Here is a 24,657-nt window from a genome sequence, read left to right as displayed (position 1 = left end):
CAGGAAGAGCCCCATGGACACCATCCCCCCGGACACCCATGCCCAGCAGCACTGGTACCTCGCCACCCTCGGTCACGAGGCGCTGTTGCGAGAGCTCGCACCGCTGGAGCTCCCCGCCTCCGCCACCCAGGATCCGCTCGCTCTCGCCGCACGGTGCCTGATCGCCGACCCGATCGGCTACCCCCAAGCCCACCAGGCCGCTGAACGGGTTCTGGCCCCGCTGCACGCCGCCCGGACGTTCACCACCACCGTCCCGGACGAGGACAACTCCCTGGAGCACACCGGCGTCGTGCCGGTCCTTGAGGAGCGCCAAGCCGGAGCCGTCACCGGGTGGTACGCCGAGCTCCTCCTCTTCGAGCACGGCACGCTGCTCAACAAGGCTGCCTACCGCCTGTCCCGGATGCCCGGAGACCCGACCTGGATCATCGACAGTGACTTCCAGCCCAGCGGCCACGCCGGGACGCTGCGGCCCTTCGGCTCCCGGCGGCCGGGCCGCAAGCGGACCCTCCTGCCGCCGTTCGTCGCCGAGCTCGACCGCCTCATCGCGCAGGGGCCGGGGAGCGCGACGTGACCCTGTTCGGCATCCCGCCCGCCGGAATGCGCCGCGCCATGGCGCCCGAAAGCGGGCGGGACCACGCCCACGCCATCGCCGAGGCCGCACACGCCTGGTGGACATCCAACCGCGGCGGCTCCAGCGACCGGGCCATCGCGGTCGGCACCCTAGCCGCCCTCGCCCTCTCCGCGCCCTCACGGCCGGATGGCCCCGACTACGGCCCGCTCCTGCTCCCCCTCGACGACGAACAGCTCGTCGACACCTTGCGAGCCGGCTGGAACTCGTTCTGGACCTACGACCCGGACCTGACGGAGGCCGCCCGCCCGCTCCACGACTGGCTCTCCCACCCCACCGACAACGACTTCCGCGGCCTGGCCGACTACGCCCGGATCCTCCTGCGCGCAGGGCTGCTGGAGTACTGCTCCGACACCGCCCGCGCCGAGTCCGACGATGTCCTCGGCCTGCTCATCACCCGGATGCGCAGCTACAGCGAACGGCAGAGCACCGGTGAGTTCTTCACCCCGGCCGTCGTCACGAACTTCATGGGCGACATGGTGCTCTCCGCCGACCGCAAGCCCGGTGACCTGTTCCTCGAACCCGCTGCAGGCACCGGGACTATGGCCCGGTCAGCTGCCGCCACGCTGCGGTTCTTCGGCACCGACCCCGCGCTCTACCACTGGTGGCTCAACGACCTCGACCCGCTCAACGCCGCGTGCTGCGCCGTGAACGCCCAGCTGTGGAGGCTCGGCCGGCAGGTGACCGTCTCCTGCGGCGACGCCCTCAACCGTCCCCGGCTCCTGGAGGAGGCCGTACGAGAGCGCGCCGAGCGGGCGAGATCCGAGCAGAAGGCCCGGCCGGTGCTGTACCCCACCATGACCCGCCCGCCGTTCTGGCCGTGGCAGGTCACTCCGCCCTCCTGACCGCGCGGCGGCCGTGCCGCATCCAGCGGCCGGCCGCCGCTCTTCCCTCACCCCTGCACGAAACGGAGCCTTCTCATGGCCATCAACACCACACCGCCGCCCGCCATCGCCGCCTTGGTCCCTGACTCCGAGGGACACGGGACGGTCCTGCGGATCGTCTACGCCCACCACCTGGACGGCGAGACCCTGGCCTTCCAGCTCTTCCACCGGTACGTCCACCGCTTGCAGGCCGGCACCCAGCTCCCGGACGAGATCACCCGCGCCGAGGTGATGGCCCTCCTCGGCGCGCAGGGCGCGGACTGTGCCGAGGGCTGGCACTCCTCTGCGAACGAGCCCACCGAGGCGGCCTCGGACGAGGCGTGGCAGTGGGTGCGCGCACAGGTGACCCGCCTTTTCCCCGGCCTGTCCTGGAAGGTCGAGCCTGACCGGCGCATGAACATTCCGGGGGTCGACGCCGACAAGGTCGCCGACATCGTGATCCGGGCCCGCCCCCTGGCATCGGACGTGACCCGACCCGCGACCATGTTCGATCCCGCGCTCACCTACTACGCGGACGGGACACATGTGGTGATGCGGGCCCGGGGGACAGAACGCTCCGGGCGCACCTTCGGCATGGCGGAGGGCGCCGCCTCGTACGCCTACCAGGCCGTGCGCTGGGACGACGGCGGAGCCGACCTCGTCGCCCCCCACGTGCTGCACCGCATCGAGAGCCAGACCCAGGACGGCCTGGCTTAGCCAGCCGCAGGGGCCGGCGCGCGGGAGTGCGCACCGCTCGTGGGCATCGTCGGCGATCAGTGTCGCCGGGAGGGGTGAAACCAACGGCGTCCCGGTGTCCGGGACTTGGGGCGGACTCGCCGGTGGATGGGGCGCACATCACCGTTGCGTAATTCGTTTTCAATGTGTACTGTACTTCCATGAAAGCGGGAAACCGCCCCCGTCCAAGCCAATTCCGAAGGAGCCGCTTCCCGCGGTTCGCCCTGGCCGCACTCCCCCCGGCGGCCGGGGCCGCGAGGCCCGGACCGACTTTCCCTCCGCCCGGTCCGGGCCTCGCCCCCTCACAGAGGCCCCAAGGAGACGACGTGACCATACGGACGAACACCGGACCGGCGTACCGCCTCCAGCTCGTCTTCGATGCCGGACCCACGATGTCGATGTGGCGGCCGCTGCTGCGGAGGCTGCGCCAGTCTCTCGACCATGACGGCCCTTTCGAGGGTGCGACGGTGTCCGTGCTCACGGCCGATGGCACGGTGCGAGGGCGACAGGTCGAGGACGACCGGCTGGTGACCCTCGTACTCAGCGACTGCTCCGGCCCCCAGTGGTACCCCGGCCCGGCCGGGGAACGCTGGTACGAGACTCTGCGCAGCTGGGCGCGCGTGCGACCGGTGGCGGTGGTACAGCCACTGCCCGAGCGCATGTGGCGGCGCACCGCGCTGCCCGGGACGCCCGGCCGCGTCCACGCCCCGGCCGCCAGATCCGCCAACTCCGGTCTGACCTTCACGGCGTACGACGGCACACCCCACGCGGGAGCGGACAGCATCCCTGTTCCCGTTCTGGAACCCTCCTCCGTCTGGCTGGAGAACTGGTTCACGCTCCTGGGCACCGGCGGCACCGAGGTCCCGGCGACGGTCGCCTTCATTCCGCAGGCGCTCCCGGCCGAAGAGACCACCTCCCCGGCGAGACTCACTGCCGAGGAACTGGTCCTCCGCTTCCGCGCCACCGCCTCCCCCGAAGCGTTCCGTCTCGCGGGCCACCTGGCCGCAGGCGTCCCCCACTTGCCGGTGATGCAGCAGGTGCACCGCTCGGTGGAGACGACCCCGTGCCCGAGCCACCTGGCCGAGGTGATTCTGAGCGGCCTGCTCCGTGCCGTCCCCGGTCCCCCCGGGACCTACTCCTTCCGAGAGGGCGTTGCATCCGTGCTGCTGCGCACGGTGCCGCGTTCCTCGCTCTCCCGCACGGTGGCTCTGCTGCGGCGAGCCGAACCGTCGGCGCGGCGTCCCCTCGTGGCCGCGGAGGCTTCGCGGCGCCTCCGCTAGACGCGGCTTCCGCGCCCACATATCGACGCCGCCGTTCGCCGCGCCCGGCCCATCCAGCACCGCCTGATGCCGGATGGGCGGTCCGAGATGAACGCCCTGCTCGAGAAAGCGGGCAGCGGCGCCGGCGCGAAGACGCCGGCCGTCGCCACCTGCGCGCCCAACGAGTGGAAGGGCCAGCCCGGGACGCACGTTCGCTGATCACACCGGCCAGGCCCGGGCCACCTCTCTCCATGTTGCTTATTCATATTCCAATGTGTACTGTCATTTCATCGCCTGGTGCTCAGCACCCGCGACCTCTCCCCAAACCCTCCGCGTCCAAGTAGGGATGACATGCACTCGAACATGCCCGAGTTGTCGGATTCCGAGCTTCTGGCCATCGCGGCCCGTGCCGCCAAGCGGTCCCCGGTCAAGCCCAACGATCTCCTCATCCTCAGCGAGCTCCAGCTGAAGCTGTACCGGGAACTGCATGCCGCTGCCGGTCAGTTGGTCCGGCCGCCGGTCCCGGCGGAAGTCTCCCCGGCATCCTCGGCGCGGGTACGGAGCGCCATCGACAGCGTCCTCGCCGAGGACGAGGAGATGGCCGTCTTCCGGCAGATCTACGACCACTTGGCGAACGCGGCACTGGGCGACCAGCGGGTCGCGGATCAGATGCTGGCGCTGTCCAGCGGCCAGCGCGGCCCGGTCGGCGGGTTCGTCAAGCGCATGCTGCGCTTCGCGGCGGCGGACGCGTACGCGAACACGGTGCAGATGCTCGTAGTTGACTTCCTGAAAAGCGCCGATGAGCAGACGTTGCGCGCGGTGCTGGCCCAGCTCGCGGGCATGGAGTGGGCGCTCGATCCGGACGACAGGCACCAGCGGATGATCATTGACCCGCCGGACGTCGTCGTTGACGACGTCGACGCCGAGGTCCGCCGGTTCCGCGCGCTGGGGCTGCACCCCGGTGGAACCACCCCGGGCCGGAGTCTTGCACGCGCGGACGAGGCGGCCTGGGAAACTCCCGACCAGCACCACATCCGTACGTGGCGGCGCCGGTACGTGGAGGCCCACAGGCAGAGCCTGGACTGGGCCCGGGCGAAAGCGGAGGTGTACCGGCGGGAACGTGAGCGGCTGGCGCCCTACGGGCATCCGGACGGCCTGGAGGCGGCCGTGGTGACGCAGCTGCGGCAGGAAGCCGACCGGGCCTCCTCCGCCCGCCTCTTCCAGATCGGCGACTCCCTCGGCCAGATGGCGCTACGCCGCGTGGTGCGGCGGGCGGAGAAGAAGACGACCCCGTTCGATCCCGCCCACCTCCCCGCCTCGCGCGGGATGCTGTTCCTGGACACCCCCCTCGCTCTGCCCAACGGGCGACGCATCGTCGGCTACGTGTGGGGCCCGTGGTCGCCCCGGACGGAGGAAGGCTGGTTCCTTCTGCGGCCCGACCGGCTTCTGGAGCCGGTGGAGGCCGCGTGCGATGACGCCCCCTGGACCTGGGTCACTGCCCTGACGTGCGACGAGTCACTGCTGAAGCTGCCGTTCTCGCCCTACGAGACCCTGCTGGCGCGCCCCGGTGAGATCCTGGATCCCGAGACCCGACTTCGCGACCCGGACAACCCTGAGCGGTACCGGAGCGGATCGGGCCGCCAGGGCGGCCAGGAGCTGATGCTCCGCCACGTGCGGGCCCTGTGGGAGCTGCTGACCCAGCACAAGCGGTCCACGGTTCGGGTCCTGGCCCACCAGGTCCACCAACTCAAGCCGAGCAAGCGCGATGCCGAACGGCGGCGGGGCATTTCCGACTCCGGCCAGGTCGAGAACTGGTGGGTGGACCCGGACGCGGGCGAGCGCTTCCGGGAGCAGCAGCCGAGTGAGCCACGCGAGGGCGGAACCGGCCGGACGCTGGCGGTCCGCTACTGGAGGGAAGAGCACGAGCGGCAGCAGTGCCCGAACTCCCACCGGCACGCCGCCCTGGAGACTGAAAAGCGCGGGAGCTGCCCGCACTACGAGATCACCATCCCTGAGCACCCCGTTGGGCCCGCCGACGCGCCGTGGTCCGACCGGCTGCGCCGCGCCCGCCTCCGCCCCTCGGCGACGCCCCGGCACGGCGCGAACGCCTAACAGTCCCCGTGCGGCACGGGTGGGCCCCGTCCCGCCAGTGCCACAGGTCCCACGGTCCGTGCACCGGGCCGACTTCCCGAACGTCTTCAGCCGAGGAGAGCCATGTCCGACGACCTCCGTCCCCGCACCGTCCAGCACCGCCGCTGTCAGCCACTGCACACCGTCTACGGGCTGGTGGCGCTGCTCGCCGGCTGCGGCTTCCTGATGGAGCAGCCCGTCATGTGGCTGTTCGTCGTCCCGCTGGCTGTCCTTGTCGTCAAGACGCGCCGGCTCGCCCGGAGCGGGGCCTGCGCCGCCCTCCGCAGGCGGGACGCGCGCAAGACCGCCCCGGCTCGCGCCCGCTGGGTGTGGAGCGCTGCCGCGGCCGGTCTGGACGCCGCCCTGGTGGCGGGAGCTTTCGCTGTCTGCACCGTTCTGCTGCACGGCCACGGTTTCGAACTCGTCCCACGCGGGAGGGCGGTGGACTACCTGGCCCTCGGCGCAGGGACGGCGTTCGCCGGCGCGCATGCCCTCACTCACCGCATGTCCGCCCGAGCCCTGCAGCCGCCGCAGTCCGAGGCGTAGCAGGTCCCCCGCGGTCGCGCCGTGCCGGGCGATCACCCGGCACGTCCCTCCCCCGCAAGTCCTCGGAGAGACCGTCATGCTGCGCCTCGACCCCGCCACTACGAGCGGCTCGGCCGTGGCGTTCCTGTTCCGCACCTGGTGCTTCCTGCGCGATGCCGGTCCCGGGCGCCGGCCGGAGGCGGCGGAACTGGCCGACGCCGTGGAGGACATGGCCGTCGGCCTCGGCCTGGATCCGGCGGGCCCCCTGCGCAAGTCGAGCTGGCTGGCACGGGCGAGGTGCTCACCGTCTTCGGGCTGCGGTACGACCGCGCCGACGTGCTGCTGATGGTCGGCGTCATCCGGGCGAGCATGCCGATGCCGCTGTTGAACTGGACCGCGACGAGCTCGACTTCTCCCGTTGGCCGACACCGTCCGCGCTGAGTCCGGGGACACAGCCGCCAGGGCCGCGCGGGTGCAGGTCAGGCGGGAACGTTGGGATGCCCACCCCCAGAGTGTTGCTTATTCATGCTTCAATGTGTAATGTGATTGAACGTCGGGTCCGGCGGCACCGCCCCCAGACCTGGACCACCCCCCTTCCTTCCTCCAGCTCAGGAGACGACTGTGCCCACCCGTGTCGTGACCCGCACCCCCGACCGCCGCGTGCCCAGCCAGCGCGGCCTCCAGACCCGGCAGAAGCTGATGGACGCGACGATCCAGCTTCTCGCCACCCGGCCCTACCGCGACATCAAGGTGATGGACATCGCCCAGGCGGTGGGCACGTCGCCCGCGACGTTCTACCAGTACTTCCCCGACATCGAGGGCGTCGTCCTCGAAGCATCCGGGCTCCTGGCCAAGGAGACGAAAGCGGCGCTCAAGGACTTCAAGGACGGCTCCTGGTCCTCGGACGGACTGCCCGGCGCCGCCCGGATGGTCGACGCCGTACTCGACGGGTGGAGCGGCCGCCTTCCGGTCGTGCGCGTGCTGACCGCCGTCGCGGCCGAGGGCGAGCCCCGCTTCGTCAAGGCGTACGCCGCAGCCACCCGGCCCATCGCCCGTGCACTGACGGCAGCCACCCAGTCGACCACACCCGACGGCGCAGGCAAGGAACTCGTGCACGCCCTCGTGTCCGGCCTGACCGCCGCCGCCGGACACGAGAGCGCCGGAAGCGTCCAGGGACTGACCAAGTACCAGAGGCGCCAGGGACTCGCCCGCCTCGTCCACGCCGCCGTGGCCAGCACCACCGCCTAACCCGCGCTCCGAACACCGGCCCCTTCGCAACCAACACGGGGAAACCACCTTGATCCAGCCAGCCTCCCTCGCCCTCGGCTTCGGCCTCGGCGTCCTCAGCGTCCTGATACGCGCCCTTGCTCTGCGCATCCGTCCGCGCCGCCCCCCGCTCCCCCTCTCGGTCGCCTCGCCGAGCCCCGACCTCATCGCCGCCCTGTCTGTGGCCGTCGCCGAGCGGTACCCGAACCTCGGAGGGTTCGACTACGCCACCATCAGCGTCTTCGAGCGCAACGCACCGCAGAGCACGGTGCACCTCTACCCCGCGCGCGGCCCGCACCGGGGCGCCATGCGCCTGGACTCCACAGACCCGAGCAGCGCCAGCGGCAGGACGGCCCGGCTGCTGGCCGAGATGAGCCTGCCCCACGTCGGCGTCCTGGTCATCCCGCTCAGCCCGCGCTGACCCGGCCCGCGTCCGCCCCGGCTCACTCCCCGGGGCGGCCCCCAACCGGCCGCCTCGACGGACCCGAGAGCGCCGGCCAACTACCACTGGCACGAACCGAGGAGAACGCCATGGGCGCCATCGAGAATCACGAAGCCCTGATGTACGGGTACCGCCTGGGAGGCCCGGCCGACAACTGGGAGGGCCTGACGAACGAGCTGGTCCGGTACACCGACGACGTCGACGGCTCATCCTTTCTGATGCCGCGCGTGCCGTGGGAGACAGAGGACATGCGCGAGGAGAACCACCCCGACTACTTCGCTGCCGCCGCGGAGGAGCGACTGGCCGCTAACGGCCTGGGGTCGCTGCTCCTTCGGACGTACTCGATCGGGTGGGAAGAAGACGGACACATCCTGGCGGCCGTCGTCCGCCAGCCCGAAAGCGGGCCCCTCACGCTCGACCCCGCGTCGATGAGCGCCGCATCCCAGCACGACGAGGCCTTGAAGCGGGCGTTGTCCGTGCTGGAACTACGGACCCGCGCCAGCAAGCCCGAGTGGATCATGGCGAGCTACTACGCGTAGCCCCGAGGTGGGAGGGCCCCCGTCACTCCTCTTCTTCGTCGTCGGCACAGACCGCCGCCCGCTCCAGGTGAGAGCGGAAGTCCCCGATGCCTCCGACGCCCGCCCTGACCATCGCCGAGACCTGACGACCCGCGAGCACAGCCACAATCTCTTCCCCAAGGAATCCCCCATGACTTCCATCGGTACCGCCCGGCATTTCCAGCCCCACGGCACGCCCGGCCACATCTGCCGCGACCACAACCGGGCGGTCCTGGCCCCGGCCGTCGCCGTCGAGGCCCTCCGCCAGGGCCTCGGTCCCGACCTGACCGACGCCCAGCTCGACCACTGCGCGGAGATCGCCGAGCGCAACCCGCTGTCCGACACCTCCCGCGCCGCCGTCCGTACCGCACTGGAGCCCGCGCTGTCCGAGCGCAACTCCCCGGCGACCGTGCATCATCGGCTGTTCACCCTCCCGCCCGGGCACCCGCTGCGCGTCCGCGTAGGCGACACCGAGTACTTCCTGGTCCCCATCCCCATCACCCTGTGACCTTCCGCTCTCCGCAGAGAGCGGGCGGCCGGAAACCAACACCCTTCACCAGCGCGTCCGGCCCCGGCCGGACGCGTTTTGGCATGATCCCCTCGACCGAGATCCGGTACCTGACAAGGGGGAACCATGCCCGTGCGCCTGCGCCACGTCCTTCCGATCGTGCTCCTGGCCGGCACGGTCCTGATCTCCGGCTGCGCCGACTCCGACAGCGAGCCCAAGGCCGACGGGCAGACGACGAGCAGCACCCCCGCGGCACGGCCCTCGCCCTCCACAGTGCTGCCGGACGGCATCGTGAAGCCCGGAACGCCGCTGCCGGTCGGCGACGGGGCGTGGACGGTGACGCTGCAGGGCTTCGAGCGGCAGCCGGCCGGGGCCGTGCCCGGTGTGCCGGCCGGCTCGAGCGCGTACAGGGCGCGGGTGACCGTGGCCAACCAGCGGGCGCAGGTCGCGACCGCGCCGCAGACCGCCGTCACCGCCCGCTACGGAGCTCTCGGGCGCACCGCTGCCGAGGCCACCGACAGCAGCGCGTCCTCTTCCACGGACGAGCCGCAGCAGGTGCGCCCCAACGGCTCCGTCGACAGGGATGTGAAGCTGGTGCTTCCCGACCAGGCCCAGGGCCTGCCGGTCACGGTGACCGTGGAGGCGACCGAGGAGGGGCTGGCCGAGCCTGAACTGCTGTTCTTCGAAGGTGCCTTGCCGGGCGGTACCGCCGCCTCCCCGGACACCCAGGCGCCGCAGGGTGCGCCGGCCGGGCAGTCGGTCACGCCGCTGGGGCAGTGGAACGGCCAGGTGCGCGTGGGCAAGGTGACGGTGAGCGGCGAAGGTGCCTCGCGCACCGGGAGCCTGGAGCTGAGCGTGGTCAACCGCTCCGGCGACCCAATGTCCGGCCTGGGCACCACCCTGCGGATCCTGACCGGCCAGGAGCTGCACCTGGCCGCCACCGTCCGTCCGGTGTACGGGTACCGCGACGCCGCGATCGCCCCGTACCGCACCGCCACACAGACCGTCTCCTTCCGCGTCCCGGAGACAGCCGCCGGCGGCCCGGTGACGGTCGAGGCCATCGACGCGGGCGGCTCCAAGGTCACCTTCGAGGGCACGCTCGGCTGAAGGAGCCCACAAAAAGTTCGGGCGGAGTGTCACACCGGCGGCCTCGGCCGCACCTGTAGGAGGTGAACGGTGCCTTCTCCGACCCGAACAGGACTTCCTCACATGGCCCCTCGCCTCCTGGCCGCCGGCCTCGTGCTCGCCGCCTCCGCCTGCAGCCCGCTCACCGTCCCCGGCTCCACCGCAAACGCGGCACCCGCTCACGCCCCGGCCGCGGCGGGCCAGCGATGAGGCCGGCCGCCGCACAGCCTCAGCCCTTCGATGCAGACCGGGATCGGTGGACCCACGCCGTCCAGGAAGCCGCCCGGCTCCATCACTCCGTGCGCGCCGAGCTGGCCATCCGGGCCTCGACCCCCGCCGCTGCTCGGGGCGCCATGGAGGCACTGCTGCTGATACGGGAGCGGACCCGGGATGGGTGGCTGCGCTGGGACATCTTCGGGCCGCACCCTGCGGGTGTGCTGCGCGAGGCGGGCTTCTTCGACCCGGAGCAGCACCGGCTGGGGCGTTGGGTGTGCCGGAGCGTATGGGGACGCCGCCCGCCCCAGTACATCTGGACGCTGGGATGCCTCGTGCTTCCCCGGCCCCTCCCGGTCGGCCGGACCGCGCTGTTCACCGTGACTGCCTTCGCCGTTCTGGGTCCGGCGACATCCCTGCTGCCGGCGGCCACCGGTCTCCTGGCGGCTGGCGCGGCCGGCATGGCCGCGGCCGCCGGTGTGCCCGCGGCCGTCCAGCGCTTCACCCGGCGCCGCGTGCGCGTCGTCGAGACGAGCAAGGCGTACGCGGCGGTCTTCTACCGGCTGCTGGCCGACGAGCAGCGCCTGCGCATGCTCGCCGAGCGCAGCGGGCGCTACGAGCTGGCGCGCGCGGCGGCGGTGCTGCCGCGGCTGGTGTGGGACGCGGCCGGTCTCGTGCCGCTGGCGGCGGACAACGTGGAAGCCCGCGACCTTCTCCTCGGATACGCGCAGTCGCTCGCGCTCCTGGTCGACCAGGCCGTAGAGGTCGGACGGCGGGAGGAGGCGGTGGAGTCGGCGATCCGCGACGACCGCGTAGCTGTAGTGCCAGTCAGACCCGCGCTGCCCGAAGGGCTGCTGCCCCGGCAACTGCTGGACGACGCACGGCTGGAACTGGAGGAGCTGGGAGAGGGACTGCTCCATGCCCGGGAGGTCCTGGGCGGGGCTCACGACGACCGAACTCAGTCTGCAAGGAGCGGAGAGAGCGGTGAGTGAGCACGAGCGGACCGGCCGGCGCGACCCGTGGCGGGAGGCGAACCCGGAGGCCTACGCCGAACTGAGGCGTACCTGGGGGGTGATCGGTCACAGCAGCGTCCTGATGGTGCTCAGCCTGAGCCTGATCGGCACATCGCTGACGCTGGGCTACCTGCATTGGCCCGGCTGGCTGGAGACCTTTGCACGTCTGGGCGCCAGCGGCGCGGCGGTCGGCTGCGGCGCGATCGGTCTGTGGCGGCTGGTCCGTGCCCTGTTCCGGTCGGTGCGGGCAGTCTTCCGCACGCGCCGGCGCGGCGCCGAGGGCGCGGCGCAGGGGGAGACCGTCGAGGAGTCCGTGCCCGAGGCCGCCCCGGCAGCGGGGTCCTGAACGGGCAGGGGGCGCCGTGTTCCGGTTCGAGAGCTTCGCGGTCGGGTTCCTCGTCGGAGCCGTGGCCTGGTGCGTGCCGTACGTGTGTGGCCTGGGTCGGCGCGGGGTCACCAGGGGGCTCGTTCCCTGGCGTCGCAGACGGCCTCCCACTCGGCGAAGGTGAGGCACTGCTCGGCGGTGCGCGTGCGGCGGGCCCGGTCCGCCTCGGCGAGCGAGGCGAGAATTCGGTCGCGGATGACGAAGCCGGGCGGATCGGGCTCCGGTTCGACGGGCGGCGACAGCCTGGTGAGGCGGGCGCGGACTGCGTCCATGGCCTCCCGAAAGGCCGCGTTGGGCGGGACCCCGCAAGGCGTGTCCTCGCCGCGGCAGGGGTCGGCATCGGGCTCGTCGTGGCCGGTGGTCTCGCTCCAGCGGGCCATGATCATGCTGGCCGGGGAGGTTGGCCGCCGGGGCACGCGCCAGACCGACAGGTCGGCGGCGAGGTCGGCGGCGGAGAGGCCGGTAGCGATCCAGGGCCGCAGGGCGAAGGCGAGGCGGCGCAGGCCCTCGCCCTGGGTCCATGGCACCCGGGGGCGTATCCAGGCGGCGACGGAGACGGCGTGTGCGGCCTGGCTGGGGCTGGCTCGGTAGGGCTCGGGCACTTCGTGTCGGCGGCGGGGCCGCGGCCTCGCGCCGTGGGGCGCGCTGGTGTTGTTCTTCCTCCCTCTCATCTCAGCTGTAGGACGTGGGTGGTTGGTCTTACAGGAAGGGGTGTCACGGCGGCGGGAGGGGCGGGTGCGGCGGCGGGCTTCGGTGATGGCCAACTGGCGTCCGTGTTCGGTGAATCCGACGTGGCGGGCGTGATAGCCGTGGCCGCGCACGCGGTGGCCGACCGCGTCGTCCCAGGCGCGCGGGACGACGGCGGCGTAGATGGTGGCGGTGCCGGCCCATTCGCCGCTTCCGGCGGGTCGGGTGTTGGTCCGGCTTCCGTGGACGGCCCAGACGAGGAGGCCGAGTTCGCGCAGGATGGCGATGTGCCGCTCCAGGGTGCGCCGGCTGATGCCGAGGCGCTTGTACGTTGTGTCGCGGCAGTAGGCGACGTGCCCGTCGGCGTTCAGGCGGGCGGCGAGGTCGCGGGCGACGCGCAGTGTGGTGTTGCCGGCTTTGGGGTGCAGGCGCTGGGTGATGGCCCAGGTGGCGGCGCGCAGAAAGTCGCCGCGCCGGGTGCGGCGGGACGCGGTGGTGCCGATTTCCTGGTCGGCGTGGTCGCGGACCAGGATGTATCGGTTGTTTGTGGATATTCGGTGTTGTCCGCGCGGAAGGCGCGGTGGAGCGGCGGCGGCGTGGACCGGCGCGCGGGCATGCTGCATCATGGGCAGGGCACGCCCTCCTTTCGGGCATGCGTGAGCCCCTCTTCGGTGGGGCCGGTTCTTCCGGAACCAAGTGATCCGCCCTGGCAGGGGCGGTGTTGCCCGGTCTGCGGACCGGGTTCTTCACCAGGCGGGCTGGACACTCGCCGGGTGGTGGCAGAGATGCGGCGGGCGGGCCGAGGTGCTGGACACACCAAGGTCTTGCTGCCGCGGGGCAGCCCACGGGGGACTGCCCACTGTCAGATCATGTGCTCATCGGACTCCATCGTGGCGGGCGGTCACGGTGGTCAGTGGCCCATGCCGGCGCCGCCGTCGACGGGCACCACGGCGCCGGTGATGTAGGCGGCCTGCTCGGAGGCGAGGAAGGCGACGGTGGCGGCGATCTCCTCGGGGCGGGCGAGGCGGCCGAGGGGGATCTGGGTCTTGAGATTCTCGAGCTGCTCGTCGCTCAGCGCCTCGCTCATGGAGGTCTCGGTGAGGCCGGGGGCGACCACGTTGAACGTGATGCCGCGGGAGCCGAGTTCGCGGGCCATGGAGCGGGCGAAGCCGACGAGGCCGGCCTTGGAGGCGGCGTAGTTGGCCTGGCCGCTCTCGCCGCGCAGGGCGACGGCGGAGGAGATGTACACCACGCGTCCCTTCTTCGCGCGGAGCATGCCGCGCGAGGCGCGCTTGGTGACGCGGAAGGCGCCGGTGAGGTTGGTGTCGAGGACGGAGGTGAAGTCGTCCTCGCTCATGCGCATCAGGAGCTGGTCCTTGGTGATGCCGGCGTTCGCGACGAGGACCTCGACGGGGCCGTGCTGCTCCTCGACCTCCTTGAACGCGGCGTCGACCTGGGCGGTGTCGGTGATGTCGCAGCGGACGGCGAGCAGGCCCTCGGGGGGTTCGCCCGAGCGGTAGGTGATGGCGACGCGGTCGCCGGCCTCGGCGAGGTGACGGGCGATGGCGAGGCCTATGCCGCGGTTGCCGCCGGTGATCAGGACTGAACGGGACACGGGGTGGCGCCTTTCTGTGGTGCTCGTGGGGGTTTGTAGTCAATCAGCTGGCCCGGCGCGTGCCGGAACGGGTGAGGTGTCCGCTCATCGCCGCGGCGGTGTCCATCACGGCAGTTACGTACCGGGCGCGGGTGGCGGCGCGTCGCATGGGCGCGTCCTTGGCCAGAAGTGCGACCGAGCCGGCGACGGCCGAGCCGTACCAGATGGGCGCGGCGATCATGGTGCGCCCCTGGAGCGGGGACGGCCCGATGGCGTGACCTTCCTCACGGACGTGGGCGATGTCGATCTTGTGGTCGCTGACGGAGCCGAGGCAGGCGAGGATCGCCAGTCCGGCCGCGTCGGCCTCCAGAGGTGCTGATTCAAGAGATCGCAAAGCGATCTGAGGTGATGTAAGGATCTCATCAACGTGTGACCCGTATGCCCGTTCCGCGCAGATTCTCATCGGAGTGCCGATCAGATGCGGTCGGTAAACAAATGCGGCCTGACCAGTTCTCGACTGTAGTGTGACGATCTCTGCCCTCACCGCGGGAGAGGGCGGGCCGGCCTGGAGGGGCTGGGCGGGTGTCGATGAGGGGGGACCGTGCAGCGCGTCAGTCAGCGCGTAGCGAGCACGCGGCCCGAGCTGTTCGACGGCGCCCTCCCGCATCAAGGCCTGCAGATACCGGTGAGCGGTCGGCGCGGGAAGCCCCGCGGACTCGGCAACCGAAGCCAGAGGGTGTTCACCCGGTCCGAGACGGATCAGCGCGCCGAGCACCGCCATGGTGCGTGCCACGGCACCGCCCGTGCGGTCGGACGGGGTGGCAACGGGATGCAGCAACGCGAACTCCCCCTCGCGGTTGTCGAGGACCTTCGCGTCTCCCACAACGCGGGTTCGATCCAGTGCGCGATTCTTCCCGGCCAAGATCCCGCTCACCAGGCTCTGAATTTTCCGGTCCTCGAATTTCAGGAGCGAGCGCTTCCGGTATATCGCGGGGATGACACGGGGACGGCAACACGGGGAAGGGTGCAAAGTTGAATCAGAAGGAGGCGTTGCAGCAGCTGCTGCAATGGAAGCGCGGAGAGATAGACCCGGTCGAGCTCGGCTGGCCCAAGCGCACTGGCCGGGGCCGGCGCTCACGAGGACTGTCTCAGGCGCAGGTTGCCCAGGCGCTGTTCGTCACGGAGAAGACCTACGCCGAGTTCGAGCGAGGGAACACGTCCCAGCCGAGCACCGAGTTCCTCGACAACGTGGCCAAGGTGCTCAACATGGAAGAGCGCGAGCGGACCGCGCTCTACGTCTACGCGATCGGCTACGAGCCGCCGTTCCCTATGGACCCGATGGCTGGGACGAACGTGGATCCGGCGTGGCAGGTGGCTGTCAACGGCGTGTCGGGGCAGCCCTGTTACATCAACGACGTGGCCTGGAACGTGCTGGCCGCCAACGACGACTTCAAGCTCATGTTCCCCCAGCCTGAGGGAAGATCCCCCGAGCTGCCTGAACGCAACCTGATCCGGTGGATGCTGCTGCGCGAGGACGCGCGCGAGCACCACCTGGTCGACTGGGACACGCGCTGGGCGCCGCAGGTCGCAGCCCAGCTGCGCACGGCGGTCGCCGCGCACCCCGACAACGCGGATCTCCGGCAGCTCGACAAGGAGGTCAACGACGACCCGGTGGCGGGGCCGATCTACCGAGACCACAGCCTCGCGTACATCCACCCGGACGGTGACGCGCGGCCGATGCGGCACGCCGGCTACGTGACCCCGCGCGGCACCGAGGACCACCGCACCAGGTGCTGCGACCGGCATGCGCCGTCCCAGCTGGGCACCGTCACCATGTGCGCCGCCCAGCCGTTCGGCAGCCCGGGCGCCCGGTTCTTCCTCCTGCCATTCGTGCCCCACATCTGACGCTGCCCCGCGGCCGCTTCGGCGGAGAGATTTCCTCCGGGCGGCCGCGGCACGCACAATGCATGCCCATGGCATCCACTGACCTGAAGCAGATCGCGCCCGGCGTCTTCGCCTGGCAGCCCGGCCACGAGGCAACATGGGGCCTGGCTAACTGCGGTCTCGTCGTCTCCAAGGGCCAGGCCCTCGTCATCGACACGCCCTACACACCCGCCCTGACCGACGCCTTCCTCACCGCGGTCCGCTCAGCCGCGGGCCCGGACGTCCCTCTGGACCGGGTCGCCGTCACCCACGCCAACGGCGATCACACCTGGGGCCTTCAGCAGCTTCCCGGCGCCGACGTCTACGCCACCCACGCCGCCCTCGAGCACCAGTGCCTGGAGCCGAGACCGGAACAGCTGCAGGCCCTCATCCATGACACCGACCCCGGCCAGCCCCTCGGCTGGTACTTCCGGGAGCATTTCGGCAAGTTCGACTTCGCGGGTATTGAGGTTCTCCCGCCGACCACGACGTTCACCGGACGCCATGACCTCGAAGTCGGCGAGATAGCCGCGGAGCTGCTCGAAGTCGGCCCGGCCCACACCGTCGGCGACCTCATCGTCCATCTGCCCGAGCAGCGCGTTGTCTTCGCGGGCGACATCGTCTTCGCGGGAGACCACCCCTCGCACTGGGCCGGCCCACTGGAGCGCGTCGCCGCCGCCTGCGCACGGATCCTGGACCTCGACCCCGAGTGGATCGTCCCCGGCCACGGACCGCTCATGACCCCCGACGACCTGCGGGGCTACATCGCCTACCTCGACGACCTCGCGGACCAGGCGTATGTGATGCACGGCCAGGGCCGGACGGCCGTCGATGCCGCACGCATCCTGATCAAGGAAGACCGCTACGCCGGCCTCGGCCTGCCCGAGCGGCTCGCCATCACCCTCAGCACGGAGTACCGCCACCTCGACCAGGACACCACCGCCCCGGACCTGCTGAAGCTGATGGACCACGCGGCACGCATTGCCTGGGACCGCTCGTCGACCGGCCCTCTCGCACCCTGAACTCTTCACCTGGCAGCCGTGCACGGCGCGAATTCCGGCTGGTGAAACAGCGCGGCCCACTCCGTTCCGATCATTGAAATAGGAACCGCCCGCGTAGCTCGGGGGCTTGCCCCCGAGCTCGCCCAAGCAGTCAACTACCGACGTCGGCGCGCCGTGTAAGCACGGGGGAGCGCCGCTCAGGCACCGAGGGCCCTCCCACGCCCGTTGACGTGCGCGGTCGAGCAGCACGCCGTTGCTGCACTCGATTCCGGATGCCGCCGCCGGCCCCCCGGCGGTGGCATCCGCTCGAAGCCGCCTCGCTCCAGGGAGAGTTCATGAGCCGCGCAGCCATTGTCTTGCCGGTCCCCGCCGCCGTCCCCGAGTTCCTCGGCCACCGCATCGAGGACCTCCGCCACACCCTCCGCGCCGGCCGCCGTGAAGAGGCCCTGGCGGCCGCCCGGACCATCAGCGACGAGCTCGCCGAGAGCCACGGCCCCCTGCACAACTACACGCTCCACGCCCTCGAGCTCGTCGCCTTCTGCGCTCAGATCGCCGGATACCCAGCCATGGCCACCGACGTCTCGGTGTACACCGCAGCGGCCTGGCAGCGCCTTCTGTATGCCACACACCACCAAATCCGGCGGCAGGCCCGCAACGGTGCGGCCTCCTGGCTCACCGTCACCGACGCGCACGACGCCGTCCGTACCGGAACGGCCCTGCTGACGCTGCTGCAGTCGGTTTACGGCAAAAACCACCCCTCCACCCCGTTCGTAAAACGTCGACTTAACGCCATTACCAGCGGCGACCAGGAGGCTGCCCGGAATGCTCTGCGGGCCACGGGGCCGGCCTTGCTGATCAAGCCGTGAAGTCCTTGGCCACAGCGTTTCCAAAACGCCCGCGCCAGAGGCATATACCGGAAGTGCTGCTACCGGAAAAAACGGGGCCTGGCTGCACCTGATCTTTCTGGCCAGAATCAAGCTCGGACTGATCACGTTGTGGGAGACGCGGCGTCCGTGACCGCGAGGGGGAAATCGCGTTGCGACATCTAGGAACTGGACTCGTGCCATCCGGGTCCGCATCACTGCTACGACCGGCCGACCTCCGGTCGGGAACCGGGTGGATGACCGAGTCGACCATCCAGGCTTCGGTGCGAAGCGGCCCTGTTCACACGCTGGCACCTCGTCATCCGTGGCTCACCCACGGCACGACGCCCCTGCCGCGGCCGGGAGCCAGGCACTGGCCCTGCGCCGTGGCCGTAGGCTCGCCGGGTCCTGGCCTGGCGTGCATCTCCAGAGCCGGCGAAGCGCGGTAGAGGACTCACCTCGCCGCGTTTTGTCCGCCCTGAGCGCGCGTCAGCGCCCGTACCCGACTCCTGAAGGGGATCTGCCGATGGCTTCGACCACCCACCACCGCACCCATGTCCTGCGACTCGCAGGTGCCGTCCTCACGTGCACCGTCGCAGCCGGCGCTCTGGCCGGCTGCGGCTCCGACACACCCAAGAAGAAGACGGCCTCCTCGCCCTCGGCCACTGCCTCCTCGACGCCGTCCAACGATCCGGACCAGGCAGCGAAGGACAAGGTCCTCGCCGCGTACACGAACATGCGCGAGATCCAGATCAAGATGGCCGCGGACGGAGATCTGCACACCGAGGAACTGGCCAAGTACGCCAGGGGCGATGCCGCCACCGACCTCAAGAAGTCGGTCCTGCGCAACGAGTCGATGGGCATCAAGTTCACCGGCCGTCCGGAGATGAAGCCTCAGGTCACCGCCGTGAACACCAAGGGCAAGACCGCAACGGTCACCGACTGCTTCGACGCGACCAGCTGGAAGCCCGTCTACAAGGACTCCGGCAAGGAGCTCAAGCTCGCCGAGCAGCGCCTGAAGTACCCCGTCACGTCCCAAGCCACGCTGGAGGGCGACACATGGTTCGTCACGAAGATCACAGCCGATCGCACAAAGGGCTGCTGATCCGTTCTGCCCGCACAGTGGGCGTCCTTGCGGTACTGACCGCCCTGACGCCGGCCGGCCTCGCGTACGCGGGCAACGGCGCCGGCCACTGCTCCGACGTGGACGTGTGCGTCGACGTCGGAACGCCCGGCAAGCCCGGTGGAGGCGGAGGCGGCGGCACCGGCGGAGGAAGCGGCGGGGGCGAAGGAGGCGGGAGCGGCAACGGGATGTGCAAGCTCGTCGACGACACCGAGATCCCCTGCGCGCCCGGGTACAACCCGGCCGACCGCTGCTTCTACGAGCTCATGGATCCCCAGCCGCCGTCCGGCCCGGGCCACACCGACATGAACGGGGCAGACACCACGGGTCCCGGCGCCTTCTACATGAGGGACTGCATCGTCAACGACGTCGGCGGCATCGTCTGGCTGACGGAACCGCCCGCCGGTCTCCTCCCCGACCCCGAAGTGCTGGCGCGTCAGGCCCGGGACAAGATGACTCTGCTGGGTGCGAACATCGGCAGCTCGCCCGGTCCGGACGCCCCTGGTCTCGTCGGCATGCCCGTCTGGCTGTGGAACAACAAGAGCGACACCACCTGGGGTCCCAACAGCGCGACGGCCGCCGTCCCGGGACTGTCGGTGACAGCCACGGCGCGCGTCACCAAGATCACCTACTCCATGGGAGACGGCGGCTCGGTCACGTGCACGACCGCGGGCACGAAGTACTCCAAGGCCTACGGGGACAAGTCCTCGCCGGACTGCGGCTACCGCTACACCAAGGTCTCCGCCGGCCAGCCGGGCGGGAAGTTCACCGTCACCGCGACCAGCTCCTGGGAAGTCACCTGGCAGGCGTCGAACGGTGCCAGCGGGACGCTGCCCGACGAGATCCGTACGTCCAACACCACAGCGCGCGTCGGCGAGCTGCAGGTTGTCAACTAGCGCAAGGAAGACCATCACAATGCCGCGAACCAAGCAGCCGACGGCACCCTCCGAGCCGGGCTCCGCGCCTGTGCTGCTGCCGATCACCAACGACGCCCCACGCCGGCGCCGACGCCCGGTGGTCGTCGGCGCCGGCCTGGCGCTCGCCGCCGTGGGCGCCCTGGTATCGGTGTGGCTGGTCGACGAAGCCGGTGACAAGGTCTCGGTCGTTGCCACCCGGCACCCCATTGCGGCGGGCGAGAGCATCAAGGCGTCGGACCTGGTGGCCACCGAGATATCCCACGGCACCGAGCTGCGCTCCCTGCCCGCTTCCCACGCCTCCGACATCATCGGCAAGCAGGCCGCATCCGACCTGCCGGCCGGCGTGCTGGTCACCGAGGACTCGGTGAGCGACGGATCCAGCGTGACCAAGGGCAAGTCGGTGGTGGGCATCCTCGCCAAGCCCGGCCAGTTGCCCATCCAGAAGCTGCGCACCGGTGATGCGGTCACCATCGTCCACACCCCGCAGGACGGCAGCGCCTCAGCCTCCTCCAGCAAGGCCGGCTCCACCCCGGACAGTCTTCCTGCCGTCGTGTCCCGCGTCGGCGCGCCCGACGCCAACGGCGCCGTGGTCGTCGACGTTGCCGCGCCCGAGGTGAACAGCACGTCACTCGCCGCCTGGGCAGCGAGCGGTGACGTGGCCATCGTCCTGAAGGCGACGAGCTGATGGCGGTCATCGCACTGGTATCGGGAAAGTCCAGCGGCGTCACCTGCTCGGCGCTCGCGCTCGCCCTGTCGTCGCCGAAGCCCTCCCTGCTGGTCGAGGCCGACCCCGCCGGCGGCACGATCCGGGCCGGCTACCTGGGCGGAGAAGGCAGCGCAGCCACCGGACTCCACCGCCTGGCGGCCGCGGACCGACAGGGCACCCTCGCACGGGAGTTCTCCCATCACTTCGTCAGCCTGGACCGCGACAACACCGGCCAGCGCATGCTCCTGCCCGGACTGACCGACCCCACGCAGGCCGCATCCCTCAACCGCACCTGGGACCCCATCTCCCGGCTGCTCGGCGTGATGGACCAGACCGGCCACGACGTGATCATCGACGCGGGCCGCATCCTCACCGAGTCCGAGACCCGGCTGTCCACCACCCGCTACCCGACGCCGCTGCTGCACCGCGCCGACGCCGTCCTCATGGTGGTCCGCACCACCCAGGCCTCGATCGCGGCTGCCGCGCCCGCCATCCGGGTCCTGAGGGAGGAACTGGCCCACCACGGCACGGGCTCCGACGCGCTCGGGCTGCTGCTGATCGAAGAGGGGTCCTTCAACTCCAGCCAGGTGCAGCAGCACCTGAAGGCACCGGTCGTCGGCATGCTCGCGTGGGACCCCGACACCGCCGACGTCTTCACGCACGGGGCCTACAAGAAGATGCCGCGCACCCTTCTGCGGTCCGCGCGCACGGCCCACCAAACGATCAATGAGCTGGTGACCAGGCGGCGCGTGCAGCTGCGGCCGGCAGGAATGCAGGTGGTCACCGGGAGGGCATCATGACCGACACCAGGCCGGAGACCCCGGCCCCCGACTACACCGCCCTCTTCGCCCAGGCGCTCCAGGAGAGCCCCACGCAGGACGCGCCGGTTCTTCGACCCTTCCCTGCGCAGGTTTCTCCGGCCGGCATCCCCCAGGGCCTCGTCCGGGTCCCCGACACCGCGGCGCCGACCGCGCTTCCGGTCGGTCACGAGGTTCTCGCCGAGCTGCGTTCACAGGCCAGCATGAAGATCGGCGAGGCCGCCGGTGCCGACGCCTCCATGACCGAGCAGGACCGCCGGCAGCGCGGACAGTCGATCATCAGGCAGGTCGTCTCGGAATGGGCAACGAAGTACGCGGCCAGCGGCTCGGACCTGACGCCCCAGCAGGAGCGTGCCGTACGCGAGGCGGTCTTCGACGAGCTGTTCCGCGCCGGCCGTCTCCAGCCTCTCCTGGACGACCCGAACGTCGAGAACATCATCATCTACGGCGACAAGGTGCGCGTCGACTACGCCGACCGTCCGACCCGCACCTGGGACCCGATCGCGAAGACCGACCGCGACCTGATCAACCTCATCAACCACCTGGCGCGCATGCAGGGGCAGGGCGAAAGGGCGCTGACGCCGGCCACGCCGAACCTGAACCTCCGGCTGGCCGACGGATCGCGCCTGGCGGCCTCGGCATACGTCACGCCGCGGCCGAGCATCGTCATCCGGCGCCACCGCACCCGCGGCCAGGGCCTGAACGACCTGGTGCGCTGGGGCACGATCGACGCCTCGCTCGCGCACTTCCTGACCGCCGCGGTCAAGGGCCGCAAGAACATCATCGTGGTCGGCTCCCAGGGCGTGGGCAAAACGTCCCTGCTGCGCGCCATGGCCCGGGAGATCCCGAGCACCGAGCGCGTGGGCACGCTGGAGTCGGAGTACGAGCTCCATCTCCACGAGGACCCCGAGGGCCCGGAGGTCGTCGCCTACGAAGGACGCGAGTCCAACGGTGAGCGCGGCCCGGACGGCAAGCTCCAGGGCGAGCTGACCCTGTCCGACCTCTTCCCGCAGCTCCTGCGTATGTCGCTGCGGCGCGTGATCGTCGGCGAGGTCCGCTCCAAAGAGGTCGTGCCGATGCTGCACGCGATGAACGAGGGCGAGGGCGGGTCGATGGCCACCCTGCACGCCCGCAGCCCCCAGCTGTCGATCGAGCGCTTGGCCACCCTGTGCCTGGAGGCCGGGATCGGCATGACCGAGGCCCTGGCCTACCGGCTCATCGCCCAGGCCGTCGACTTCGTCGTCTACGTACGGCTGGTCGACGAGACCGAGCTCGTCGGCCACGACGGCAGGCCGGGGCGCAAGCACCGGTTCGTCAGCCACGTCATGGAGATCACCGGCATCGGCGAGGGCGGTCGCCCCTCCCACCAGATGGTCTTCGCTCCCCGCGAGCAGGACGGGCGCCGCGAGCCCAGGGCCGTGCCCCACGGGAACATCTCCCAGAGCTGCCTGGAAGACCTCGTCCGGGCCGGGCTGGACCGCACCGTCCTGCAGCGGCCGTGGGGCAGCTGGGGCGCGCCGCTGGAAACGGTGGTGCCGCTGTGACGCTCACCCTCGAATCCCTGCTCGCCGCGCTCGGCGGTCTCGCCGCCGTCGGCGGACTCGCCCTGGCGGTCGCCGGCGGCGTCGGCTGGGCACCCTCGACGACGGTGCGCCGCCGCAGCCGTCTGGAGCGCAAGATCCGGGCAGTCTTCGTCAAGGACGCCCGAACTCCCACCTCCTGGTGGGCCCGGGGCCAGACACGCCTGGTCGGCTCTGCGGTGGCGGGCCTTGGCGTGTGGCTGTTCACCGGCTGGCTGATGGGCGGCCTGGTCACCATCGCCGTCGTCATCGGCCTGCCCTGGCTGCTGAACACCTCCGGTTCCGGCAAGGCACAGATCGACAAGCTGGAGGCGATCGAGGAGTGGATGCGGCGCATGTCGGACATCCACACCGTCGGCGTCAGCCTGGAGGCCACCATCCAGCGCAGCCTGGAGACCGTCCCGGGCGCCATCCGCGAGGAGGTCCGCCTCCTCGTCTCGCGCCAGCAGGCCGGATGGGTGCCCCAGGACGCCTACCGCGCGTTCGCCGACGAGCTGAACGACGCGATGGTCGACGAGGTCGCCGCCCTGCTGATCCTGCACGTCGAGGACCGGGGCAGCGGGCTGAGCAAGGCGCTGCGTGAACTTGCCGAGGCCCTCCAGCATGAAGTGCTCTCACGGCGCGAGGTCGAGGCCGACCGGCAAAAGCCCCGCACCAACGACCGCTGGGTGACCATCTTCTGCCTGGCGATCTTCGGAATCACCGCGTTCTCCGGCGCCTACGTCGAGCCCTACGACACCGTTGCCGGGCACCTCGTCCTGGCCTTCGTCGCCGTCGCCTTCGTCCTGGTCAAGATCTGGATGCGACGCATGGCGATCCTCGAACCAGCGCCCCGGTTCCTGTCGCCGGCCGACCGCTCCGGCGGCCAGATCGCCAAGGAGGCGCCGTGATCTTCTCCCCCTATGCCATCGTCGGCGGCGCCGTCACCGGACTCGGCCTGGTCATCGCCGCCCGCGGCATCCTGCCCGGCCGGCCAGACCTCGGCGACGTGCTGTCCCGCATGGATGCCACCCGGCTCGAGAACCTCGACCGCAACCGCGACAGCCAGCCCAACTCCCTCATGGAGAAGGCCGGCGCCCTCCTGCTCCGGACGGCTGGGGAAGGCACCCTGCGCCTGCCCCGCCAGCAGTTGGAACTCGTGGGCCGGTCTCCCGCCGCGCACCTGGGACGCAAGATCGCCCTCGCGCTGTACGGGCTGCTGCTGCCCGTGCTGGCGGTGGGGCTGGCCAACCTGGCCGGCTACCCCTTCCCCGTGGCGATCCCGGCGATAGCGGGCCTCGGCCTCGCGATCGTCTTCTGGCTCCTGCCGGACCTGCAGCTCAAGCAGCAGGCCGTGGAAGCCAAGGACGACTTCCGGTACGCCGTCAAGGCCTACCTGCGCCTCGTCCAGCTCGAACGCGCCGCGGACGCCGCCCCCACCCAGGCCCTGAAACGGGCCGCGGAAGTCGGCGAGGGCTGGGTCTTCGCGAAGATCCGGGACACCATCACCCGCTCCGAGCTCGAAGGCATCAGCCCGTGGGAGGGCCTCAAGCGTCTCTCCCTCGAACTCGACGTCCCCGAACTCGGCGCGCCGGCCGACATCATCGCGATCGCCGGTGAGGAGGGCGCAGCCGTCGGCGACACCCTCGGCGCGCAGGCCAAGTCGCTCTCCGGCGCCCTGGTAACCAAAGCGAAGGCACAGGCCAACATGGCCTCCGAAAAAATGGTGATGCCCGTCGCGATGCTCGTCCTGATCATGACCGTATACATCGGCTATCCCGCGATCGCGCGGATCATGGCCAGCTAACTCCCTAAAG

General features: G+C 70.8%; 29 protein-coding genes. 25 read left to right on the top strand and 4 right to left on the bottom strand.

The window, feature by feature from the left end:
- The first annotated feature begins 13 nt into the window (after nt 1–13).
- From JEQ17_RS49405 to JEQ17_RS49360, 10 genes are all read left to right on the top strand, one after another.
- Nucleotides 14–571, top strand: coding sequence for a hypothetical protein (locus tag JEQ17_RS49405; RefSeq protein WP_024126693.1), 558 nt, complete (start codon nt 14–16; stop codon nt 569–571).
- Nucleotides 568–1,473 carry an N-6 DNA methylase gene (locus JEQ17_RS49400; RefSeq protein WP_024126694.1) on the top strand — a complete coding sequence of 302 codons (906 nt, stop codon included), beginning with the start codon at nt 568–570 and terminating at the stop codon, nt 1,471–1,473. The genes JEQ17_RS49405 and JEQ17_RS49400 overlap by 4 nt, the downstream gene beginning before the upstream one ends.
- 75 nt (nt 1,474–1,548) lie before the next feature.
- A complete protein-coding gene (locus JEQ17_RS49395; RefSeq protein WP_024126695.1) occupies nt 1,549–2,208 on the top strand; it encodes a beta/alpha barrel domain-containing protein in 660 nt (219 codons plus the stop codon).
- A gap of 344 nt (nt 2,209–2,552) precedes the next feature.
- Nucleotides 2,553–3,506, top strand: a complete 954-nt coding sequence (locus JEQ17_RS49390) for an SAV_2336 N-terminal domain-related protein (RefSeq protein WP_200402278.1) — start codon at nt 2,553–2,555, stop codon at nt 3,504–3,506.
- A 330-nt stretch (nt 3,507–3,836) separates the two neighbouring features.
- On the top strand, nt 3,837–5,597 hold the full coding sequence (locus tag JEQ17_RS49385; RefSeq protein ID WP_024126697.1) for a phospholipase D-like domain-containing protein: 1,761 nt from the start codon (nt 3,837–3,839) through the stop codon (nt 5,595–5,597).
- Nucleotides 5,598–5,699: 102 nt separating this feature from the next.
- Nucleotides 5,700–6,161, top strand: coding sequence for a hypothetical protein (locus tag JEQ17_RS49380; protein ID WP_200402277.1), 462 nt, complete (start codon nt 5,700–5,702; stop codon nt 6,159–6,161).
- A gap of 76 nt (nt 6,162–6,237) precedes the next feature.
- Entirely contained in the window at nt 6,238–6,486 is a 249-nt protein-coding gene (locus tag JEQ17_RS49375; protein ID WP_200402276.1) for a hypothetical protein, read from the top strand.
- 275 nt (nt 6,487–6,761) lie between these two features.
- On the top strand, nt 6,762–7,388 hold the full coding sequence (locus tag JEQ17_RS49370) for a TetR/AcrR family transcriptional regulator (RefSeq protein WP_024126699.1): 627 nt from the start codon (nt 6,762–6,764) through the stop codon (nt 7,386–7,388).
- Between the two features lie 49 nt (nt 7,389–7,437).
- Complete coding sequence (locus JEQ17_RS49365) at nt 7,438–7,827, top strand: hypothetical protein (RefSeq protein WP_024126700.1); 390 nt, start codon at nt 7,438–7,440, stop codon at nt 7,825–7,827.
- Nucleotides 7,828–7,937: 110 nt separating this feature from the next.
- Nucleotides 7,938–8,387 carry a hypothetical protein gene (locus tag JEQ17_RS49360; protein WP_024126701.1) on the top strand — a complete coding sequence of 150 codons (450 nt, stop codon included), beginning with the start codon at nt 7,938–7,940 and terminating at the stop codon, nt 8,385–8,387.
- Nucleotides 8,388–8,409: 22 nt separating this feature from the next.
- Here the strand turns inward: JEQ17_RS49360 and JEQ17_RS50625 are convergent, their stop codons facing one another.
- Nucleotides 8,410–8,532, bottom strand: coding sequence for a hypothetical protein (locus JEQ17_RS50625; protein ID WP_267924849.1), 123 nt, complete (start codon nt 8,530–8,532; stop codon nt 8,410–8,412).
- A 24-nt stretch (nt 8,533–8,556) separates the two neighbouring features.
- On the opposite strand from JEQ17_RS50625, the gene JEQ17_RS49355 reads away from it, so the two are divergent.
- From JEQ17_RS49355 to JEQ17_RS49340, 5 genes are all read left to right on the top strand, one after another.
- Nucleotides 8,557–8,913 carry a hypothetical protein gene (locus tag JEQ17_RS49355; protein WP_024126702.1) on the top strand — a complete coding sequence of 119 codons (357 nt, stop codon included), beginning with the start codon at nt 8,557–8,559 and terminating at the stop codon, nt 8,911–8,913.
- A 126-nt stretch (nt 8,914–9,039) separates the two neighbouring features.
- Complete coding sequence (locus tag JEQ17_RS49350) at nt 9,040–10,020, top strand: hypothetical protein (RefSeq protein WP_024126703.1); 981 nt, start codon at nt 9,040–9,042, stop codon at nt 10,018–10,020.
- Between the two features lie 102 nt (nt 10,021–10,122).
- The gene (locus JEQ17_RS50620) at nt 10,123–10,248 is read left to right on the top strand and encodes a hypothetical protein (protein ID WP_024126704.1); all 126 of its coding nucleotides are present in this window, start codon (nt 10,123–10,125) and stop codon (nt 10,246–10,248) included.
- Between the two features lie 89 nt (nt 10,249–10,337).
- Nucleotides 10,338–11,243, top strand: coding sequence for a hypothetical protein (locus tag JEQ17_RS49345; RefSeq protein WP_200402275.1), 906 nt, complete (start codon nt 10,338–10,340; stop codon nt 11,241–11,243).
- On the top strand, nt 11,236–11,610 hold the full coding sequence (locus JEQ17_RS49340; RefSeq protein WP_200402274.1) for a hypothetical protein: 375 nt from the start codon (nt 11,236–11,238) through the stop codon (nt 11,608–11,610). Before JEQ17_RS49345 ends, JEQ17_RS49340 begins: the two co-directional genes overlap by 8 nt.
- Before the next feature lie 107 nt (nt 11,611–11,717).
- On the opposite strand, the gene JEQ17_RS49335 is transcribed toward JEQ17_RS49340, so the two are convergent.
- From JEQ17_RS49335 to JEQ17_RS49325, 3 genes are all read right to left on the bottom strand, one after another.
- Nucleotides 11,718–12,962, bottom strand: coding sequence for a helix-turn-helix domain-containing protein (locus JEQ17_RS49335; RefSeq protein ID WP_200402273.1), 1,245 nt, complete (start codon nt 12,960–12,962; stop codon nt 11,718–11,720).
- Between the two features lie 284 nt (nt 12,963–13,246).
- Complete coding sequence (fabG, locus tag JEQ17_RS49330; protein ID WP_024126708.1) at nt 13,247–13,951, bottom strand: beta-ketoacyl-ACP reductase; 705 nt, start codon at nt 13,949–13,951, stop codon at nt 13,247–13,249.
- A gap of 43 nt (nt 13,952–13,994) precedes the next feature.
- Entirely contained in the window at nt 13,995–14,864 is an 870-nt protein-coding gene (locus tag JEQ17_RS49325; RefSeq protein ID WP_234048902.1) for a helix-turn-helix domain-containing protein, read from the bottom strand.
- Nucleotides 14,865–14,962: 98 nt separating this feature from the next.
- Between JEQ17_RS49325 and JEQ17_RS49320 the strand changes: the two genes are divergently transcribed.
- The 10 genes from JEQ17_RS49320 (at nt 14,963) to JEQ17_RS49275 (ending at nt 24,647) form a co-directional block, all read left to right on the top strand.
- Nucleotides 14,963–15,835 carry a helix-turn-helix transcriptional regulator gene (locus tag JEQ17_RS49320; RefSeq protein ID WP_024126710.1) on the top strand — a complete coding sequence of 291 codons (873 nt, stop codon included), beginning with the start codon at nt 14,963–14,965 and terminating at the stop codon, nt 15,833–15,835.
- Nucleotides 15,836–15,903: 68 nt separating this feature from the next.
- On the top strand, nt 15,904–16,875 hold the full coding sequence (locus JEQ17_RS49315; protein ID WP_200402272.1) for an MBL fold metallo-hydrolase: 972 nt from the start codon (nt 15,904–15,906) through the stop codon (nt 16,873–16,875).
- Nucleotides 16,876–17,189: 314 nt separating this feature from the next.
- Nucleotides 17,190–17,720 (top strand): hypothetical protein, encoded by a 531-nt coding sequence (locus JEQ17_RS49310; RefSeq protein ID WP_200402271.1) that lies wholly within the window; start codon nt 17,190–17,192, stop codon nt 17,718–17,720.
- Nucleotides 17,721–18,243: 523 nt separating this feature from the next.
- Nucleotides 18,244–18,822 carry a hypothetical protein gene (locus JEQ17_RS49305; protein ID WP_062189820.1) on the top strand — a complete coding sequence of 193 codons (579 nt, stop codon included), beginning with the start codon at nt 18,244–18,246 and terminating at the stop codon, nt 18,820–18,822.
- Entirely contained in the window at nt 18,777–19,736 is a 960-nt protein-coding gene (locus tag JEQ17_RS49300; protein WP_234048901.1) for an ATP-binding protein, read from the top strand. Before JEQ17_RS49305 ends, JEQ17_RS49300 begins: the two co-directional genes overlap by 46 nt.
- Before the next feature lie 19 nt (nt 19,737–19,755).
- Nucleotides 19,756–20,442, top strand: coding sequence for a flagella basal body P-ring formation protein FlgA (locus tag JEQ17_RS49295; protein WP_200402270.1), 687 nt, complete (start codon nt 19,756–19,758; stop codon nt 20,440–20,442).
- Nucleotides 20,442–21,263 (top strand): hypothetical protein, encoded by an 822-nt coding sequence (locus tag JEQ17_RS49290; RefSeq protein WP_062189817.1) that lies wholly within the window; start codon nt 20,442–20,444, stop codon nt 21,261–21,263. Before JEQ17_RS49295 ends, JEQ17_RS49290 begins: the two co-directional genes overlap by 1 nt.
- On the top strand, nt 21,260–22,825 hold the full coding sequence (locus tag JEQ17_RS49285) for a CpaF family protein (RefSeq protein ID WP_024126718.1): 1,566 nt from the start codon (nt 21,260–21,262) through the stop codon (nt 22,823–22,825). Before JEQ17_RS49290 ends, JEQ17_RS49285 begins: the two co-directional genes overlap by 4 nt.
- Complete coding sequence (locus JEQ17_RS49280; protein ID WP_024126719.1) at nt 22,822–23,751, top strand: type II secretion system F family protein; 930 nt, start codon at nt 22,822–22,824, stop codon at nt 23,749–23,751. Before JEQ17_RS49285 ends, JEQ17_RS49280 begins: the two co-directional genes overlap by 4 nt.
- Nucleotides 23,748–24,647, top strand: coding sequence for a type II secretion system F family protein (locus tag JEQ17_RS49275; RefSeq protein WP_024126720.1), 900 nt, complete (start codon nt 23,748–23,750; stop codon nt 24,645–24,647). Before JEQ17_RS49280 ends, JEQ17_RS49275 begins: the two co-directional genes overlap by 4 nt.
- Nucleotides 24,648–24,657: the final 10 nt, after the last annotated feature.

It is taken from the genome of Streptomyces liliifuscus (genome assembly GCF_016598615.1).
Lineage (GTDB): Bacteria > Actinomycetota > Actinomycetes > Streptomycetales > Streptomycetaceae > Streptomyces > Streptomyces liliifuscus.
Note: the sequence above shows the minus strand (reverse complement) of the source record. Positions and strands in the feature narration are given on the sequence as shown.